Annotated in this window: 12 protein-coding genes; 4 read left to right on the top strand and 8 right to left on the bottom strand. The window is 65.4% G+C overall.

Annotation, left to right across the window (positions count from 1 at the left end; translation table 11 throughout):
- Nucleotides 1-61: 61 nt before the first annotated feature.
- Nucleotides 62-4354 carry a DEAD/DEAH box helicase gene (locus ACIQUS_RS19005; RefSeq protein WP_403049710.1) on the bottom strand — a complete coding sequence of 1431 codons (4293 nt, stop codon included), beginning with the start codon at nucleotides 4352-4354 and terminating at the stop codon, nucleotides 62-64.
- A gap of 197 nt (nucleotides 4355-4551) precedes the next feature.
- Here ACIQUS_RS19005 and ACIQUS_RS19000 point away from each other — a divergent pair, with 197 nt between their 5' ends.
- Nucleotides 4552-4953, top strand: coding sequence for an NUDIX domain-containing protein (locus ACIQUS_RS19000; RefSeq protein ID WP_403049708.1), 402 nt, complete (start codon nucleotides 4552-4554; stop codon nucleotides 4951-4953).
- Between the two features lie 34 nt (nucleotides 4954-4987).
- The gene (locus ACIQUS_RS18995; protein ID WP_403049705.1) at nucleotides 4988-5626 is read left to right on the top strand and encodes a LysE family translocator; all 639 of its coding nucleotides are present in this window, start codon (nucleotides 4988-4990) and stop codon (nucleotides 5624-5626) included.
- Nucleotides 5627-5629: 3 nt separating this feature from the next.
- On the opposite strand, the gene metR is transcribed toward ACIQUS_RS18995, so the two are convergent.
- On the bottom strand, nucleotides 5630-6547 hold the full coding sequence (gene metR, locus ACIQUS_RS18990) for a transcriptional regulator MetR (protein WP_285864880.1): 918 nt from the start codon (nucleotides 6545-6547) through the stop codon (nucleotides 5630-5632).
- A gap of 108 nt (nucleotides 6548-6655) precedes the next feature.
- On the opposite strand from metR, the gene metE reads away from it, so the two are divergent.
- Nucleotides 6656-8965 carry a 5-methyltetrahydropteroyltriglutamate--homocysteine S-methyltransferase gene (gene metE / locus ACIQUS_RS18985; protein WP_403049702.1) on the top strand — a complete coding sequence of 770 codons (2310 nt, stop codon included), beginning with the start codon at nucleotides 6656-6658 and terminating at the stop codon, nucleotides 8963-8965.
- Between the two features lie 142 nt (nucleotides 8966-9107).
- Nucleotides 9108-10100, top strand: coding sequence for an alpha/beta fold hydrolase (locus ACIQUS_RS18980; protein ID WP_403049699.1), 993 nt, complete (start codon nucleotides 9108-9110; stop codon nucleotides 10098-10100).
- Between the two features lie 465 nt (nucleotides 10101-10565).
- On the opposite strand, the gene ACIQUS_RS18975 is transcribed toward ACIQUS_RS18980, so the two are convergent.
- The 6 genes from ACIQUS_RS18975 to ACIQUS_RS18950 form a co-directional block, all read right to left on the bottom strand.
- Complete coding sequence (locus tag ACIQUS_RS18975) at nucleotides 10566-10892, bottom strand: GlpM family protein (protein ID WP_403049852.1); 327 nt, start codon at nucleotides 10890-10892, stop codon at nucleotides 10566-10568.
- A gap of 33 nt (nucleotides 10893-10925) precedes the next feature.
- Nucleotides 10926-12251 carry a sigma-54-dependent transcriptional regulator gene (locus ACIQUS_RS18970; protein WP_403049696.1) on the bottom strand — a complete coding sequence of 442 codons (1326 nt, stop codon included), beginning with the start codon at nucleotides 12249-12251 and terminating at the stop codon, nucleotides 10926-10928.
- Nucleotides 12248-14155, bottom strand: coding sequence for an ATP-binding protein (locus ACIQUS_RS18965; protein WP_403049693.1), 1908 nt, complete (start codon nucleotides 14153-14155; stop codon nucleotides 12248-12250). The genes ACIQUS_RS18970 and ACIQUS_RS18965 overlap by 4 nt, the downstream gene beginning before the upstream one ends.
- Before the next feature lie 110 nt (nucleotides 14156-14265).
- On the bottom strand, nucleotides 14266-15000 hold the full coding sequence (locus ACIQUS_RS18960; RefSeq protein WP_403049690.1) for an amino acid ABC transporter ATP-binding protein: 735 nt from the start codon (nucleotides 14998-15000) through the stop codon (nucleotides 14266-14268).
- A complete protein-coding gene (locus tag ACIQUS_RS18955) occupies nucleotides 14997-15665 on the bottom strand; it encodes an amino acid ABC transporter permease (protein WP_403049849.1) in 669 nt (222 codons plus the stop codon). Before ACIQUS_RS18955 ends, ACIQUS_RS18960 begins: the two co-directional genes overlap by 4 nt.
- Complete coding sequence (locus tag ACIQUS_RS18950) at nucleotides 15662-16408, bottom strand: amino acid ABC transporter permease (RefSeq protein ID WP_403049687.1); 747 nt, start codon at nucleotides 16406-16408, stop codon at nucleotides 15662-15664. The genes ACIQUS_RS18955 and ACIQUS_RS18950 overlap by 4 nt, the downstream gene beginning before the upstream one ends.
- Between the last annotated feature and the right edge of the window lie 75 nt (nucleotides 16409-16483).

Below are 16483 nucleotides of genomic sequence, written 5' to 3'. Positions count from 1 at the left end.
CAGGGAGATGAAGCTTTGCGCCCGGTCAGCTGAAGAATGATTCATTCGTAATGCTGAGGGTTCACGAAAGCCCCGGCTCGCGGATCAGCCGGTCACGCACTTCACCCTGTTGCTGCGGTTCGACCTGGGGTTCGTAGTGCACCTTGCCGGCCACCAGGCTCGCGACCGGCACGCCATCGCGGTAGAGCAGGCGATTGCCGCTCAGGGCCGGCACCTTGGTGCCTGGCAGCAAGGTGCCGACCAGGTTCAACGGGTCGCTGGCGCTGAGGGTGACCAGGCCGCCGTCCGGCGCTCGCCGGCGTACTTCACGCAGCAACGCCACGGCTTCGGGCAAGGCAAACTGTTCGCCGGCCAGGCCGCTGATGAAGCGCCCGCCACGAATTTCGCCACGGGCTTCCAGGCGATGGTAGCAGCGCAGCAGTTCACGCCAGCCGGGCAGCCAGTCGGCCTCACGCTCCAGCAGCCGCCAGCAGATCACGCCATAGCGGCGCAGCAAGGTGCGGGCGATGTGCTCCAGGTGCTCATCGCGGTTGTCGACGACGCTGGCCTTGCGCAGCAGGGCCCAGCGCCCGGCGTCCTCCATGCCGCCGAACAGCGGCCCACGTCCACGGCGATGGCTGCGGCCCTGGCGCTTGCTGGCCGGGGTGATCAAGGCGCGCAGGCCGGCGAAGCTGTCGGCACTGACCAGACCGGCGGCCACCAGCTCCTGCAGGGCCGTTTCCAGTTCGCTGGGCAGCAGGTGGGCGTCTTGCACCAGCTCGTCGAAGAACAAGGCGCCGTGTTCGCCCAGGGCCGTGTGCACGCGCTGCGCCCGGGGGCTCAGTTGTTCACTGTCCAGGGCCGGGCCGAAGGCGCGCCACAGGTTCAGGCGCGAACGCGGCAACAGCACCAGCGGCGTGCTGCGCAGGGTGCTGCTGGCCGAGACGGGGGCCAGGCGCGCCCAGACGTGCTTGCCGGCACGGCAGCTCTCATCCAGCCAGCGCGGGCTGTAGTCCTTGATCCGGCTGGGCAGCAGATCGCTTTCCCAGGCGCTGGCTGCCGCCGGATAGCCCTCGAACTTCTCCAGCACTTCGCTGACCGCTGCCGGCCCTTGCAGGCGTGTGGCGGGCGAAAGGTGCTGCCAGTCGAACAGGAAACGCATGAAGTCCTGCAGGCTGACCGGCTCGATCTCCCGGCGCAGGCGCTTGACCGTGTAGCGGTGGATGCGTGCCAGCAGGTGCCGTTCGCACCATTGCAGCACCTGCTGGCCCGGGCTGAAGTAGCCGCGCATCACGTAGCCTTCCGTCTCCAGGCGAACCAGGGCCTGCTCCACGGCATTGACCGGCAAGCACAAGGGCGCGGCGATCTGCGCCAGGGTCAGGGGACCGAAGCCACTCAGGCGCGCCCGCAGTACTTCGACCAGCGCAGTGTCACTTTCCACGGCTTGGTCGAACCCCGGTAGCGCTGGAACATCCGGGGTCAGGTCAGCCTGCGGATACACCGCACGCAGCAGCATCAGGCGCTCGCGGGCCAGCCACAGGCTGGGCTGCGCATCAAGGTGCAGGCAAACCGCCCGCCCGGCCGTGGCCAGTTGTGCCAGCCAGGCTTGCCAGTCGGGATGGGCCTGCACTTCTTCCCGGCTGATACAGGCCAGGCTCATCAGTGCCTCATGCATCTCGTCACAGCGGCTGGGTGCAGGCCAGGCTTCGGTACGCACTGCACTGATGGCCTCGGGATCCAGGGCGCCCAGGTCATCGCTGCTCTGCACCTCGCTCCAGCGCCGGTTGAGCACGGCCTGGGTGCGGCGTTCTTCCAGCGGCGCATCGTCGAGAAAGGTGTAGGGCCGTGCATTGAGTATGGCCGCAGCCAAGGGGGAAGGGGCTGGCAGGTCGCGGCTGATCAGGCTGACCTGGCCTTGCTCGATACGTCGCAGCAAGGCCAGCCAGCCGTCGCAGTCCATGGCCTGGTGCAGGCAGTCGTCGAGGGTTTGCTCCACCAGTGGATGGTCGGGAATCTGCCGCTCGCCGACGAGGTTTTCCAGGCAGGCGATCTGGTCGGGGAACACCGCGGCGATCAGGTCTTCGCTTTTCATGCGCTGGATCTGTGGCGCCACCTTGCGCCCGCCGACATAGCGCGGCAAGGCCAGCGCGGTGCCGGCATTCCAGCGCCAGCGCACGCCGAACAGGGGGGCATCGAGCAGGGCCTGGACCAGGATCGATTCGGCCGTGTTGCTGTGCAGGTAGCGCCACACCTCGTCCAGCGCAAAGCTGTGGCTGGCCGACAGCGACAGGACGATGGCATCTTCGCTGGCCGCCGCCTGCAACTCGAAATTGAAGGTGCGGCAGAAGCGCTTGCGCAGGGCCAGGCCCCAGGCGCGGTTGATGCGGCTGCCGAAGGGGGCGTGGATGATCAGCTGGGTGCCGCCGGAGGCGTCGAAGAAGCGCTCCATGATCAGGGTCGACTGCGAGGGCAGGGCGCCGAGCACCTGGCGGGTACGGCTCAGGTAGTCGAGCAACTGTTCGGCGCTGTCCGGGTCCAGGCCGATCTCTTCTTGCAGCCAGTCGAGCGTTGGCTGCAACGCGCCTGCCGATTCAGCCAGGCGCCGGTCGATCTCGCCTTGCAGGCGGGCCACGCCGAAGGACAGTTCATCGCTGCGCCCCGGGGCCTCGCCCAGCCAGAACGGAATGCTCGGCGGCAGGCCCCGGGCGTCCTCGACCCGGACCTTGCCGCTTTCCACCCGCAGGATGCGGTAGGAGGTGTTGCCCAGCTGGAAGATATCGCCGGCGATGCTCTCCACGGCGAAGTCTTCGTTGACGCTGCCAATGTTCAGGCCCTGGGGTTCGAGCAGCACGGCGTAGTCGGCGTTGTCGGGGATGGTACCGCCGCTGGTCAGTGCGGTCAGCTGGCTGCCACGCCGTCCGCGCAGGCTGGCGTTGACCGCATCGCGGTGCAAGTAGGCGCTGCGCACACCCTGGCGGCCGTTGAAGCCTTCGGCGAGCATGCGCAGCAGGGCCTGGTAGTGCGCCTGGTCGAGGTCGGCGTAGGGCATGGCCTGGCGCAGGCACTCGAACAATGCCTGCTCCTGCCAGGGCTGGCAGCTGACTTCGGCGACGATCTGCTGGGCCAGCACATCCAGGGGCGCTTTGGGCACGTGCAGCAGGTCCAGCTCGCCACGGCGCACGCAGTCGAGCAGGGCTGCACATTCGATCAGGTCATCCCGCGACAGGGGAAACAGGCGACCCTTGGGCGTGCCCTCGACCTGGTGGCCGGCACGGCCGACCCGCTGCAGGAAGGCGGCGATGGAGCCGGGTGTGCCGATCTGGCAGACCAGCTCGACCTCGCCGATGTCGATGCCCAGCTCCAGCGAGGCGGTGGCCACCAGTACCTGCAGCTCACCGCGCTTGAGGCGCTGCTCGGCATCCAGGCGATGCTCCTTGGCCAGGCTGCCATGGTGCGCGGCGACCGCCTGCTGGCCCAGGCGCTCGCTCAGGTGGCGGGTCAGGCGCTCGGCCAGGCGCCGGGTGTTGACGAACACCAGGGTGGTGCGGTGCTCGCGGGCCAGCGCCGCCAGGCGGTCGTAGAGCAGATCCCAGACATCCGTGGCCATTACCGCACCCAGCGGCACCGGCGGTACCTCCAGGGCCAGGTCGCGGGTGCGGGCGTGGCCGATATCGACAATGGCGCAGGTGCGTCCGCTGCCCATCAGGAAGTCCGCCACACGCTCCACCGGGCGCTGGGTCGCCGACAGGCCGATGCGCCGCAGCGGGCGGCCACACAGGGCCTGCAAGCGCTCCAGGCTCAGCGCCAGGTGGCTGCCGCGCTTGTTGCCGGCCAGGGCATGGATCTCGTCGACGATCACCGTGTGCACGCTGGCCAGGCCTTGGCGCCCGGATGCCGAGCCCAGCAGCACATACAGCGACTCCGGCGTGGTCACCAGGATATGCGGCGCCTTGCGGCGCATGGCCGTGCGTTGCTGTTGCGTGGTGTCGCCGCTGCGCACTGCGGTACGGATGTCCAGCGCCTCGGCGCCTTGCTCGATCAGGGCCTCATTGATACCGGCCAACGGTGCCTGCAGGTTGATCTGAATGTCGTTGGACAGCGCCTTGAGGGGCGAGACATAGACCACCTGGGTCTGGTCCGGCAGCTCGCCGCCGGCCAGGCCCTGCTCGAACAGCTCATCGAGAATCGCCAGAAAGGCGGTGAGGGTCTTGCCTGAACCGGTCGGCGCGGCCACCAACAGCGACTGGCCACGGCGAATCAACGGCCAGGCCCGGGCCTGGGCGGCGGTCACGGTGGCAAAGCGGCGCTGGAACCAGGCGCGTACGGCGGGGTGGAAGGCGTCCAGTGCCGGGTGGTTCAGGGCGGGCAGGTTCATGGGCTGTTTATGCGACCAACGGCGCGGGGTTGCAAGGGGCGTTCGTCAGGCCGTGGTGGCCTTGTCGCAGGCTTCGCCAGCTCCCACAGGGATGGGGGCAGGTTGCACCATTGTGGGAGCTGGCGGAGCCTGCGATGCGATTGAACGGACTTCGACAACATGTGATCCTTGCCCGCTTTCCCTGTCACGAGCCTCCCATGAGCAAAACCATCCGCATCGCCGCCGCCCTGCTGATCGACCCGCAGGGCCGCACCCTGCTGGTGCGCAAGCGCGGCACCAAGGCCTTCATGCAGCCTGGCGGCAAGATCGAGGCCGATGAACAACCGGTCAGCGCCCTGGCCCGTGAACTGTTCGAAGAGCTGGGCCTGGTGATCGATCCGCAGGACGCACGGCACTTGGGCCAGTTCAGCGCCCCGGCCGCCAACGAGCCGGGTTTCGAAGTCCAGGCCGAGCTGTTCCAGGTGCACACGGTGATGCCGGTCGAGCCCGCCGCGGAAATCGAAGAAGCGGTCTGGGTCTCGGCACGCAAGCCGCTGAACCTGGAGTTGGCGCCCTTGACCCGGGACTTGATTCTGCCCCTGTTTCGGACGTTAACTTAAGCCCCTATCCGATCGCTCTCGCAAAGGAATGCTGATGATCCCTGTTCATGAATGGCTGTTGTTTATCGGTGCAGCGCTGCTGATGGTCCTGACCCCGGGGCCGAACATGATCTACCTGATCTCCCGATCGATCTGCCAGGGACGCCTGGCAGGCATCACCTCGTTATTGGGGGTAGTGGGGGGATTTCTGGTGCACATGACCGCCGCCGCCGTCGGTCTGACCGCGCTGTTCATGGCCGTGCCCCTGGCCTACGACCTGCTCAAGTGGGCGGGCGCCGCCTATCTGTTGTGGCTGGCCTGGCAAGCGGTCAAACCCGGCGCACGCTCGCCGTTCGAACCCCGTGAACTGGCCCCGGATTCACCGTCCCGGCTGGTGCTGATGGGGTTTCTGACCAGCCTGTTGAACCCCAAGGTCGCGGTGTTCTACCTGTCGGTGCTGCCGCAGTTCATCTCCCCGGAAAACGGCTCGGTGCTGATGCAGAGCCTGGCCCTGGGCCTGACCCAGATCGCCGTGAGTTTCTCCGTCAACCTGCTGATCGCCCTGTTCGCCGCAGGCATCGCCGGCTGGTTCGTGCGCTACCCACTGTGGATGGTGCTGCAGCGCTATGTGATGGGCTTCGTGCTCGCCGGCCTGGCAGTGCGCCTGGTCCAGGAGCAACGCCGGGTCATCTGAGGTTCAACGTACTGCGCTGACGCCGTCGAGGGTGGAGAAGGACGTATCCTTGGCGGTCAGCAGGAAGTCGCGCATGTAAGGCGCATCGAGCATATCGGTGCGCACCGCCGCATACAGGGTGGCGAACAGACCTTTCTCGCCCAGCCGCTTGCCCTTCACATAGCCGCGCGAGCTGTATTCGTGCAGGGCCCAGTGGGGCATGCCGCAGACACCGCGGCCGCTGGCCACCAGTTGCATCATCATCACCGTCAGCTCCGCCGTGCGCACTTGCGCAGGCTCGACGTCGGCCGGCTCCAGGAAGCGGGTGAAGATGTCCAGGCGATCGCGTTCCACCGGGTAGGTGATCAAGGTTTCGCTGGCCAGGTCGTCGGGCACGATGTAGGGCTTGCTGGCCAGGGGGTGCTGGTTGGCCACCGCCAGCATGGCTTCGTAGGTGAACAGCGGCACATAGGTCAGGCCGGGCAGTTCCAGCGGGTCGGAGGTGACCACCAGGTCCAGGTCGCCACGGGCCAGTGCCGGCAGCGGGGCGAAGGCAAAGCCCGAGGCCAGGTCCAGTTCGACCTCAGGCCAGGCGTCGCGGAACTGGTCGATGGTCGGCATCAGCCACTGGAAGCAGCTGTGGCATTCGATCGCCATGTGCAGGCGCCCGGCCGTGCCGCCGGCAAGACGGGCAATATCGCGCTCGGCCGTACGCAGCAGGGGAAGGGTAGCGTCAGCCAGTTGCAGCAGACGCAGGCCGGCGCTGGTGAAGCGGATCGGCTTGGTCTTGCGCATGAACAACTGCATCCCCAGGCGCTCTTCCAGCTCCTTGAACTGATGGGACAACGCCGACTGGGTCAGGTGCAGGCGCTCGGCGGCCTCCACCAGGCTGTCGGCTTCGCGCAGGGCATGCAGGGTTTTGAGGTGGCGGATTTCCAGCACTGTGGACTCCATGAGAAATTCTAAAGACGAACACGAATTTATTGAGTTTGTCTCAAGTTGCCCTGGCTGTCGACAATAGTGTCATCTTTTACAAGGAGCACAATTGTCATGGCACTGGCCCACAACCTCGGTTTCCCGCGCATCGGCGCCGACCGCGAACTGAAGAAAGCCCTGGAGGCCTACTGGAAAGGCGACCTCGATCAGGCCGGTCTGCAGGCCGTGGGTCGTGAACTGCGAGCCCGCCATTGGCAACTGCAAAAAGACGCCGGTATCGACCTGCTGCCGGTGGGTGACTTTGCCTGGTACGACCAGGTCTTGACCCACTCGCTGACCTTCGGCGCAATCCCTGAGCGCTTTGCCAAGGCCCTGGATGCCAACGGCCTGCCGACCCTCGACACCCTGTTCGCCATGGCCCGCGGCGCCACCACCTGTTGTGGGGCAGAGCACGGCCAGGCGCAGTACGCACAGGAGCTGACCAAGTGGTTCGATACCAACTACCACTACCTGGTCCCTGAATTTTCCGCCGACCAGCGCTTCCTGCTCAGCTGGGAGCAACTGTTCGAGGAAGTCGCCGAAGCCCGGGCCCTCGGCCACGCGGTCAAGCCGGTGCTGATCGGCCCGCTGACCTACCTGTGGCTGGGCAAGACCAAGGGCGGCGAGTTCGACAAGCTCGACCTGCTGGAGCGTTTGCTGCCGGTCTACGGTGAAATCCTCAGTCGCCTTTCCCGCCAGGGCGTGGAGTGGGTGCAGATCGACGAGCCGATCCTCGCCCTGGACCTGCCGCAGGACTGGAAGAACGCCTTCGAGCGCGCCTACCACATCCTCCAGTATTCGCCCTTGAAGAAGTTGGTGGCGACCTACTTCGGTGGCCTGGAAGACAACCTCGGCCTGGCCGTGGGCCTGCCGGTGGATGGTCTGCACATCGACCTGGTGCGTGCGCCCGAGCAGTTGCCGACGGTGCTCGATCGCCTGCCGACCTACAAGGTGCTGTCCCTGGGCGTGGTCAACGGCCGTAACGTCTGGCGCTGCGACCTAGACCACGCGCTGGAGCAGCTGCAACAGGCCCGCCAGCGTTTCGGGGCCAACCTGTGGGTGGCCGGTTCCTGCTCGCTGCTGCATAGCCCCGTGGACCTGGCGCGCGAAGACAAGCTCGATGCCGAGCTGAAAAGCTGGCTGGCCTTCGCCGTGCAGAAATGCGAAGAGATCGCCGTGCTGGGCAAGGCCGTTGATTCCCCGCACCTGCCCGTGGTGCAAAACGCCCTGGCCGCAAGCCGCGCCGTGCAGCGCAGCCGCAGTGAGTCGCCGCGTATCCACAAGCCCGAGGTGCAGGCCCGCCTGGCCGCAGTGACCGCCGCCGACCGCCAGCGCCATTCGGCCTTTGCCCAGCGCATCGAGGCGCAGCGCCAGCGCCTGCAACTGCCTGCGTTCCCGACCACCACCATCGGCTCGTTCCCGCAGACCTCGGCCATCCGCCTGGCGCGCCAGGCCTACAAGCAAGGCAAGCTGTCGGCCAATGACTATACCGATGCCATGCACAGCGAGATCCGCCACGCCGTTCAGGTGCAGGAGCGCCTGGGCCTGGATGTGCTGGTGCATGGCGAAGCCGAGCGCAATGACATGGTCGAGTACTTCGCCGAGCAACTGGACGGCTACCTGTTCACCCGTTTCGGCTGGGTGCAGAGCTACGGCTCGCGTTGCGTGAAGCCTGCGATCATCTACGGCGACCTGAGCCGTCCGCACCCCATGACCGTGGCCTGGATCGAATACGCCCAGCGCCAGACCCGCAAGGTCATCAAAGGCATGCTCACGGGCCCGGTGACCATGCTCATGTGGTCCTTCCCGCGCGAGGATGTGTCGCGCCAGACCCAGGCCGAGCAACTGGCGCTGGCCATTCGCGACGAAGTGCAGGACCTGGAAGCGGCCGGGATCAAGATCGTGCAGATCGACGAAGCGGCCTTCCGCGAAGGCCTGCCGCTGCGCCGGGCGCAGTGGCAGTGTTACCTGGACTGGGCCGTGCAGGCCTTCCGCCTGTGCGCCAGCGGCGTGCGCGATGAAACCCAGATCCATACCCACATGTGCTACAGCGAGTTCAACGACGTGATCCAGGCCATCGCTGCCATGGACGCCGATGTGATCACCATCGAAACCTCACGCTCGGACATGGAGCTGCTGGAGGCCTTCGAAGCCTTCGACTACCCCAACGACATCGGCCCGGGTGTCTACGACATCCACTCGCCGCGGGTGCCGGATACCGCCGAGATGGTCAAGCTGATGAGCAAGGCGATCAAGCGCATTCCGGCCGAGCGCCTGTGGGTCAACCCCGACTGCGGCCTGAAGACCCGCGCCTGGCCCGAGACCGAGGCGGCCCTGGTGAACATGGTGGCGGCGGCGCGGCAGTTGCGCAGCAAGCTGGCCTGAAGCCAACGGCGCGGTGATTGAAACGCACCGCGTCGACCGTTCGGCCAGTGTCATCAAACGGTCACGGTTTTGTGGCAGCGCGCCCGCATGAAAGTCATCAGACTGCCGTTCCAATGGGGATTTGCATTCTGGTGTTTCGCTCATGCGGGCTTTTCTGTTTTTCCTGGCGCTGGTCAGTGCCATGCCTTCCTTTGCAGCTTCACGCTGCAACGTCAATGTGCCTACCGAACGGGTCGAACTGGCGCAGGTCAGCCTGGCGTACCAGAGTATCGGCCGGCGCTCCGATCCTGCACTGCTGTTGGTGATGGGCCTGGGCGGGCAGTTGATCCACTGGCCCGATGAGGTGGTGGTCGCCCTGTGCCAGCAGGGCTTTCGGGTGATCCGTTACGACAACCGTGATGTCGGCCTGTCGGCCTGGAACCAGGCACCGGCCGGTGCCAGCCTGGGCTTCGAGCTTTTGCGCTACAAGCTGGGCTTGCAGGTGGCAGCACCCTATACCCTGACGGACATGGCTGAAGATGGCCTGGGCCTGATGGATGCCCTGCAGGTTCAACGCTTTCATGTGCTGGGCGTGAGCATGGGCGGGATGATTGCCCAGCACCTGGCGGCGCTGGCACCGCAGCGGGTCGAGAGCCTGACCTTGATCATGTCCAGCTCTGGCGCGCAGGGCCTGCCGATGCCGAGCGCGGCACTGCTGCAGCTGTTGGCCAGGCGCGAGGCGCCAAACCGCGAAGCGGCCCTCGAACAACAGGCCGATCTGCTGGCGGCGTTGGGTAGCCCGCAGGTCAAGGACGATCGTCAGGAACTGCTTGAGCAGGCCGCGATTGCCTATGACCGCGCGTTCAATCCGCAAGGGGTGGAGCGCCAGATCTTGGCCATCCTGGCCGAACCGAGCCGGGTCGAGCTGCTCGACAAGCTGCGCCTGCCGACCCTGGTGGTGCATGGCACCGCCGACCCGTTGTTGCCGGTGATGCACGGGGTGCACCTGGCCGCGCACCTGCAGGACAGCCAGTTGAAGTTGATCCCGGGCCTGGCCCATCGCTTCCAGGAACAGTTCAAGGGGGCGTTGCTGGGCGCGGTGCTGCCGTACCTGGAAACGCAACGGCTGGCCGATACCCACCTGGCGGTGTACTGACTTGCGCATGTAGCCGCTGCCGAGGAACGAGGCTGCGATCGACTGCGCAGCAGTCGTAATGCGGTCACCTCGTTGGACCTGGAGGAGAGGGTTGCCAGGATTACGGCCGTTTCACGGCCGATCGCAGCCTGGCGGCAGCGGCTACAGTGGTGTCGATGTAGCCGCTGCCGAGGCACGAGGTGCGATCGACTGCGCAGCAGTCGTAATGCGGTCACCTCGTTGGACCTGGAGGAGAGGGTTGCCAGGATTACGGCCGTTTCACGACCGATCGCAGCCTGGCGGCAGCGGCTACAGTGGTGTCGATGTAGCCGCTGCCGAGGCACGAGGCTGCGATCGACTGCGCAGCAGTCGTAATGCGGCCACCTGGTTGGACCTGGAGGAGAGGGTTGCCAGGATTACGGCCGTTTCACGGCCGATCGCAGCCTGGCGGCAGCGGCTACAGGAGGCAGCTGCAACCGAGCAACCTTAGTGCAACCTCACCCACACACTGACCAGCACCGTCGCCGCCATCAGCCAGGCCACTGCCGCCAGGGCCAATGACAGCTCCAGGCGCAGGCGGTCCACCAGCACATACAGCGCCGCCAGGTAGACGAAGTAGGGGATGATCGACCACATGCCGAACAGGATGGTGGTCTTCAAATCGTCCAGCGAGCGACCCTTGCCGACGATGTAGTGGGCAATCAGGGCAAAGGTCGGGAACAACGGCACCAGGCCGGCAATGTAATAGTTGCGGGTCTTGGCCAGGGCGGCGAGGATCACCACCACGGCGGCGCCCAGGCAGGCTTTGAGTATCAGGTCCACGTACTTTTCCGTTGTCTCGGCGGGTTATCCCAGGCCGTACTTCTTCACTTTGTCGAACAGGGTAGTCTTGGCCATGCCCAGCTCCTGGCTGGCCTGGCTCAAGTTGCCGCCGGTGCGTTGCAGGGCATCGCTGAGCAGGTTGCGCTCGAAGGCTTCCACCGCCTCGGCAAAGCCCAGGCCCTGGTTGGCGTTGGCGCCGGTCTTCTTGAAGGCGGGCAGGCCCAGGGCGTAGCGCTCGGCGACGTTGCGCAGCTCGCGCACGTTGCCCGGCCAGTCGTGGGCCATCAGCCGCGACAGGGTCTGGCTGTCCAGCTGCGGGGTTTCGCGGTCGAAGCGCAGTGCCGACAACTGCAGGAAGTGTTCGAACAGTTGCAGGATGTCCTCGCGGCGTTCGCGCAACGGCGGCAGCTCCAGGGTCACCACATTGAGTCGGTAGTACAGGTCGCTGCGGAACTGGCCGCTCTGGCCCAGGGCGTCGAGGTCGGACTTGGTCGCGGCAATCACCCGGCAGTCGACCGGAATGCTCTGGTTCGAGCCCAGGCGCTCCAGGGTGCGCTCCTGCAGGACCCGCAGCAGTTTGATCTGCAGGTTGATCGGCATGCTCTCGACTTCATCGAGGAACAGCGTGCCACCGTTGGCGTGTTCGATCTTGCCGATGCGGCGTTTACCCGCACCGGTAAAGGCATTGGCTTCGTGGCCGAAAATCTCGCTTTCGAACAGGTTCTCCGGCAGGCCGCCACAGTTCAAGGCCACGAACGGCTGGCCCTGGCGGCGACTGAAGTCGTGCAGGCAGCGGGCGACCAGTTCCTTGCCGGTGCCGGTCTCGCCTTCGATCAGGACGTTGGCCGAGGTATCGGCAACGTTGGCGATCAGTTCGCGCAGGTTCTGCATGGCGGGCGAACGGCCGATGATCCGGCCCTCCAGAGTGCTTTGCCCGGCCAGCTGGCGGCGCAGGGCGAACACTTCCCGCGCCAGGCCGCGTTGCTCCAGGGCGCGGCGCACCACTTCGACCAGGCGCTCCGGGGCGAAGGGTTTTTCCATGAAGTCGTAGGCGCCGTTGCGCATGGCGCCCACGGCCATGTCGATATCGCCATGGCCGGTGATCAGCACCACCGGCAGGCTGCTGTCGCGGGCCTTGAGGCGGCTGAGCAGCTCCAGGCCATCGATGCCGGGCAGGCGGATGTCGCTGACCACGATGCCGGCGAAATCATCACCGACGCGTTGCAAGGCTTCCTCGGCGCTGCCGACACCTTCGCAAGCGATGTCTTCCAGGGCCAGGGCCTGCTGGCAACCGAGCAGCACATGCGGGTCGTCTTCGACGATCAGGACAGTAAGGGGTGCTTGGTTCATAGGGACTCGGCAGATTCGGTGGGGGCATTGACCAGGGGCAGGGCGAGGACGAACGCGGTACCGCCACTGGCGGGGTGTTCGACACTCAGGCTGCCCTTGGCGGCGGCGGCGAGGCTGGCGGACAGGGTCAGGCCCAGGCCCAGGCCGTGCTCTCCCGGTTTGGTGGTGAAAAAGGGTTCGAACAGGTGCTTGCGCGCTTCGTCGTCGATACCGTGGCCGTTGTCGCGCACCCGCAGGCGGTACTTGTCGCCCTGCAGCTCGCCTTCGAGCCACAACTGCGGCGCGGGTTGCGCGGCCATGGCGTCCAGGGCGTTGCCGATCAGGTTGACCAGGATCTGTTCCAGGCGGGTCTGGTCGATGGCCAGTTGTTGATCGTCGTAGTTGCTGTGCAGTTTCAGGTGGCAGCCGGCGATCCGGTTGCCCAGCACCTGCAGGCTGGCCTCTATGGCCTTGGTCAGCGACGCCTGGCCGCTGTCGTCACCGCGCCGGGCAAAGGAGCGCAGGCTGGCGGTGATCCGGCCCATGCGGTCGATCAGGTCGTTCATGGTGCTCAGGTTGGTGCTGGCGGTCTCCAGGGCCCCGCGCTCGAGGAAGCGCACGGTGTTGCCCGACAGGGTACGCAGGGCCGCCAGTGGCTGGTTCAGTTCGTGGGCGATGCTGGTCGACATCTGGCCGATGGCTGCCAGCTTGCCGGCCTGCACCAGCTCGTCCTGGGCGTGGCGCAAGGTCTGCTCGGCGTGCCGGCGTTCGCGGATCTGGCCCTTGAGGCGGTCGTTGCTGGCGCGCAGGTCCGCGGTGCGCTCGGCGATCTTGCGCTCAAGCTGGCTGTTGGCTTCTTCCAGGGCCTCACGGGCGGCCAGGCGGGTGGCGATCACCTTGCGCCGCTCGTTCCAGGCGATCAGCAAGATGGCCAGCAAGGCGAAGGCGATGGCGACCAGCACGCCCTGGACCACCGACTCGCGGCGCAGGTCCTGCAGGGGCGTGAGCAGGGTGAAGTGCCAGGGGGTGTCGCTCAGGCGCCGGGTCTGGGCCAGGTAGGCGACTTCGTGGCGACCATCGCCCAGCTCGGCATTGGCCGGAAAGCTCAGTTTCTCGACGCTGTCGGCGAGTTTTTCCCGTGACAGCGGCTGCAATTCGTTCAGCGGCCACCAGTAGTACTGCAGGCTGCGGGCCAGGCGCTCCTTGATTTCCGGGGTCAGCGGGCGCACCGACTTGAGGCGCCGGGCCGGGTCGCTGGAGAGGATGATGATGCCGTTCTCGTCACTGACGAAGGCTTCCAGGCGCGCCCGTTGCCAGCGTTCTTCCATGGCCTCCAGGCGGACCTTGATCACCGCCACGCCGATGATCTTGCCGTGTTCTTCCAGGCCGTGGGCCAGGTAGTAGCCCGGCTCGCCGGTGGTGCTGCCGATGCCGTAGAAACGGCCCGGTTGCCCACGCACGGCGTCCTGGAAATAGGCACGGAAGGACAGGTCTTCACCGAGGAAACTGTCGGCATCGCGCCAGTTGCTGGTGGCCTGGACCCGGCCGGTGGTGTCGAGGACGAAGATGGCCCGGCTGCGGCTGCGCCGGTTCAGGCCTTCGAGGTATTCATTGACCGTCTGGCGGTTTTCGCCGTTGGCGTCGGTCAGCAGGTGGGAGACGCTGTCTTCCAGTTCCAGCAGGCTGGGCAGGTAGGTGTACTTGCTGATTTCACTTTCGACCGCGCGCGCATGCAGCTCGAGCTGGCGCTCGCCGTTCTCGCTCAAGCTGCGGATGCCGTTGTGTTCGCTGATCATGAAACCGGCCACTCCCAGGCCGATCATCAGCAGGACGATCAGAGGAGGTAGCAACAACTGGCGGATCAGACGGGGTTTCACGGCTAGGGCAGGCTTGGCTGGGCGAAAAAGCGAAGGGTCGCATTTCATCACAGTAACCTTGTAACGAACAGCACCGCCTGCCCGGCGTACGCCGGGCAAGCAGTGACAATTAACAGCACTGCCGGTCCGGTGTACGCCGAAGCAACAGTGTTGTGTCCTCAGTGTTGCAGGATCTTGCTGAGGAAGTGCTGGGTACGCTCGTGGCGCGCGCTCGGGTCACCGAAGAAGTCTTCCTTCTGGCAATCCTCGATGATCCGGCCCTGGTCCATGAAGATCACCCGGTTGGCCACCTTGCGGGCAAAGCCCATCTCGTGGGTCACGCACATCATGGTCATGCCTTCATGGGCCAGTTCGACCATGACGTCCAGAACCTCGTTGACCATTTCCGGGTCCAGGGCCGAGGTCGGTTCGTCGAACAGCATGACGATCGGGTCCATCGACAGGGCGCGGGCGATGGCCACACGCTGCTGCTGGCCACCGGAGAGTTGCCCCGGGTGCTTCTTGGCATGGGCGCTGAGGCCGACGCGGTCGAGCAGGGCCAGGCCCTTCTTGGTCGCTTCGGCTTCGCTGCGGCCCAGGACCTTGCGCTGGGCGATGGTCAGGTTCTCGGTGATGGTCAGGTGCGGGAACAGCTCGAAATGCTGGAACACCATGCCGACCCGCGAGCGCAGCTTGGGCAGGTTGGTCTTGGGATCGGCGATCGAGGTGCCGTCGACCACGATGTCACCCTTCTGGAAAGGCTCCAGAGCGTTGACGCACTTGATCAGGGTCGACTTGCCGGAACCGGAAGGGCCGCAGACCACCACCACTTCACCTTTTTTGACTTCGGTGTTGCAGTCGGTCAGAACCTGGAAGTCGCCGTACCACTTGTTGACGTTCTTGATGGAAATCATACGGTTATCCTTTTCTGCAGACGCTTGACCAGCCAGGAAGCGGAGAAGCTGACGACGAAGTACACGATGCCGGCGAAGACCAGGAACTCGTTGGAGCGCCCGATGATGTCGCCGCTGGCACGTGCGGAGTTGAGGAAGTCCACCAGGCCGACGGTGTAGACCAGCGAGGTGTCCTGGAACAGGATGATGCTCTGCTGCAGCAGCAGCGGGGTCATCTTGCGAAACGCCTGGGGCAGGATGATCAGGCGCATGGTCTGGCCGTAGGTCATGCCCAGGGCCTGGGCGGCGCCCATCTGGCCCTTGGAGATCGATTGCACACCGGCACGGACGATTTCACAGAAGTACGCCGCCTCGAACATCATGAACGCCACGACGCAGGAGGTGAAGGCACCGACCGGGGTGTCTTCGCCAGTGATCCAGCGCAGCACGAACGGCACCGCCAGGTAGAACCAGGTGATCACCAGCAGCAGCGGGATGGAGCGGAAGTAGTTGACGTAGACACCGGCGAAGTTCGACAGCAGCTTGCTCGACGACAGGCGCATCAGCGCCAGGATGGTGCCCAGCACGATACCGCCGACAACCCCCATGATCATCAGCTGCAGGGTCATCAGCATGCCGTTCCACAGGCCCGGCAGGGCGGGGATGATTCCACTGAAGTCCATTATTTGCCCCCCACGGAGATCAGGCCGGGTACCGCGACCTTCTTCTCGACCATGCGCATCAGCAGCATCAGGCCCATGTTCAGGGTGAAGTAGATCAGGGTTGCCAGGGTGAAGGCCTCAAACAGGTTGGCCGAGAATTCGGCGGTCTGCTTGGTCTGTGCCAACAGTTCCATCAGGCCGATCAACGAGGCCACGGAGGAGTTCTTGAACACGTTCAGGAATTCCGAGGTGAGTGGCGGAATGATGATCCGGTAGGCCTGTGGCAGCAGCACGTTCCAGTAGATTTGCGGCAGGCTGAAGCCCATGGCGCGGGCGGCCGCTTCCTGGCCACGCGGCAGCGCCTGGATACCGGTGCGCACCTGTTCGCAGACGCGGGCAGCGGTGAACAGGCCCAGGCAGATGACCACGCTGATCAGTGCCGAGGTGGTCGGATTGAGGTCCTGCTTGAACCATTCCTGCAGGTTTTCCGGCAGCAGGTCGGGCACCAGGAAGTACCAGATGAACAGCTGCACCAGCAGCGGTACGTTACGAAAGAGTTCCACGTAAGCCGTGGCGATGCCCGATACCAGACGGTTCGGCACAGTGCGCATGACGCCGAGGATCGAGCCCAGGATCAATGCAATGACCCAGGCCGCAATGGCAATGGCGATGGTCCAGCCCAGCCCGGTGATGTACCAGTCAAGGTAGATCTCGCTGCCAATGCCGGTGGACTTGAAGAATACGCCCCAGTCCCAGTTGTAATTCATCGGGATTTCCCCTCAGATCAGTTGTTTCACGGGCACCTTCGAGCATCCGAGGGCGGCGTACGCCCTCGGATGAAA

Origin of the sequence: Pseudomonas sp. NPDC090755, assembly GCF_044769005.1 — a bacterium.
Taxonomy (GTDB): domain Bacteria; phylum Pseudomonadota; class Gammaproteobacteria; order Pseudomonadales; family Pseudomonadaceae; genus Aquipseudomonas.
The sequence above is the reverse complement of the archived record's forward strand: the minus strand, read 5'-3'. Positions and strand labels throughout refer to the sequence as shown.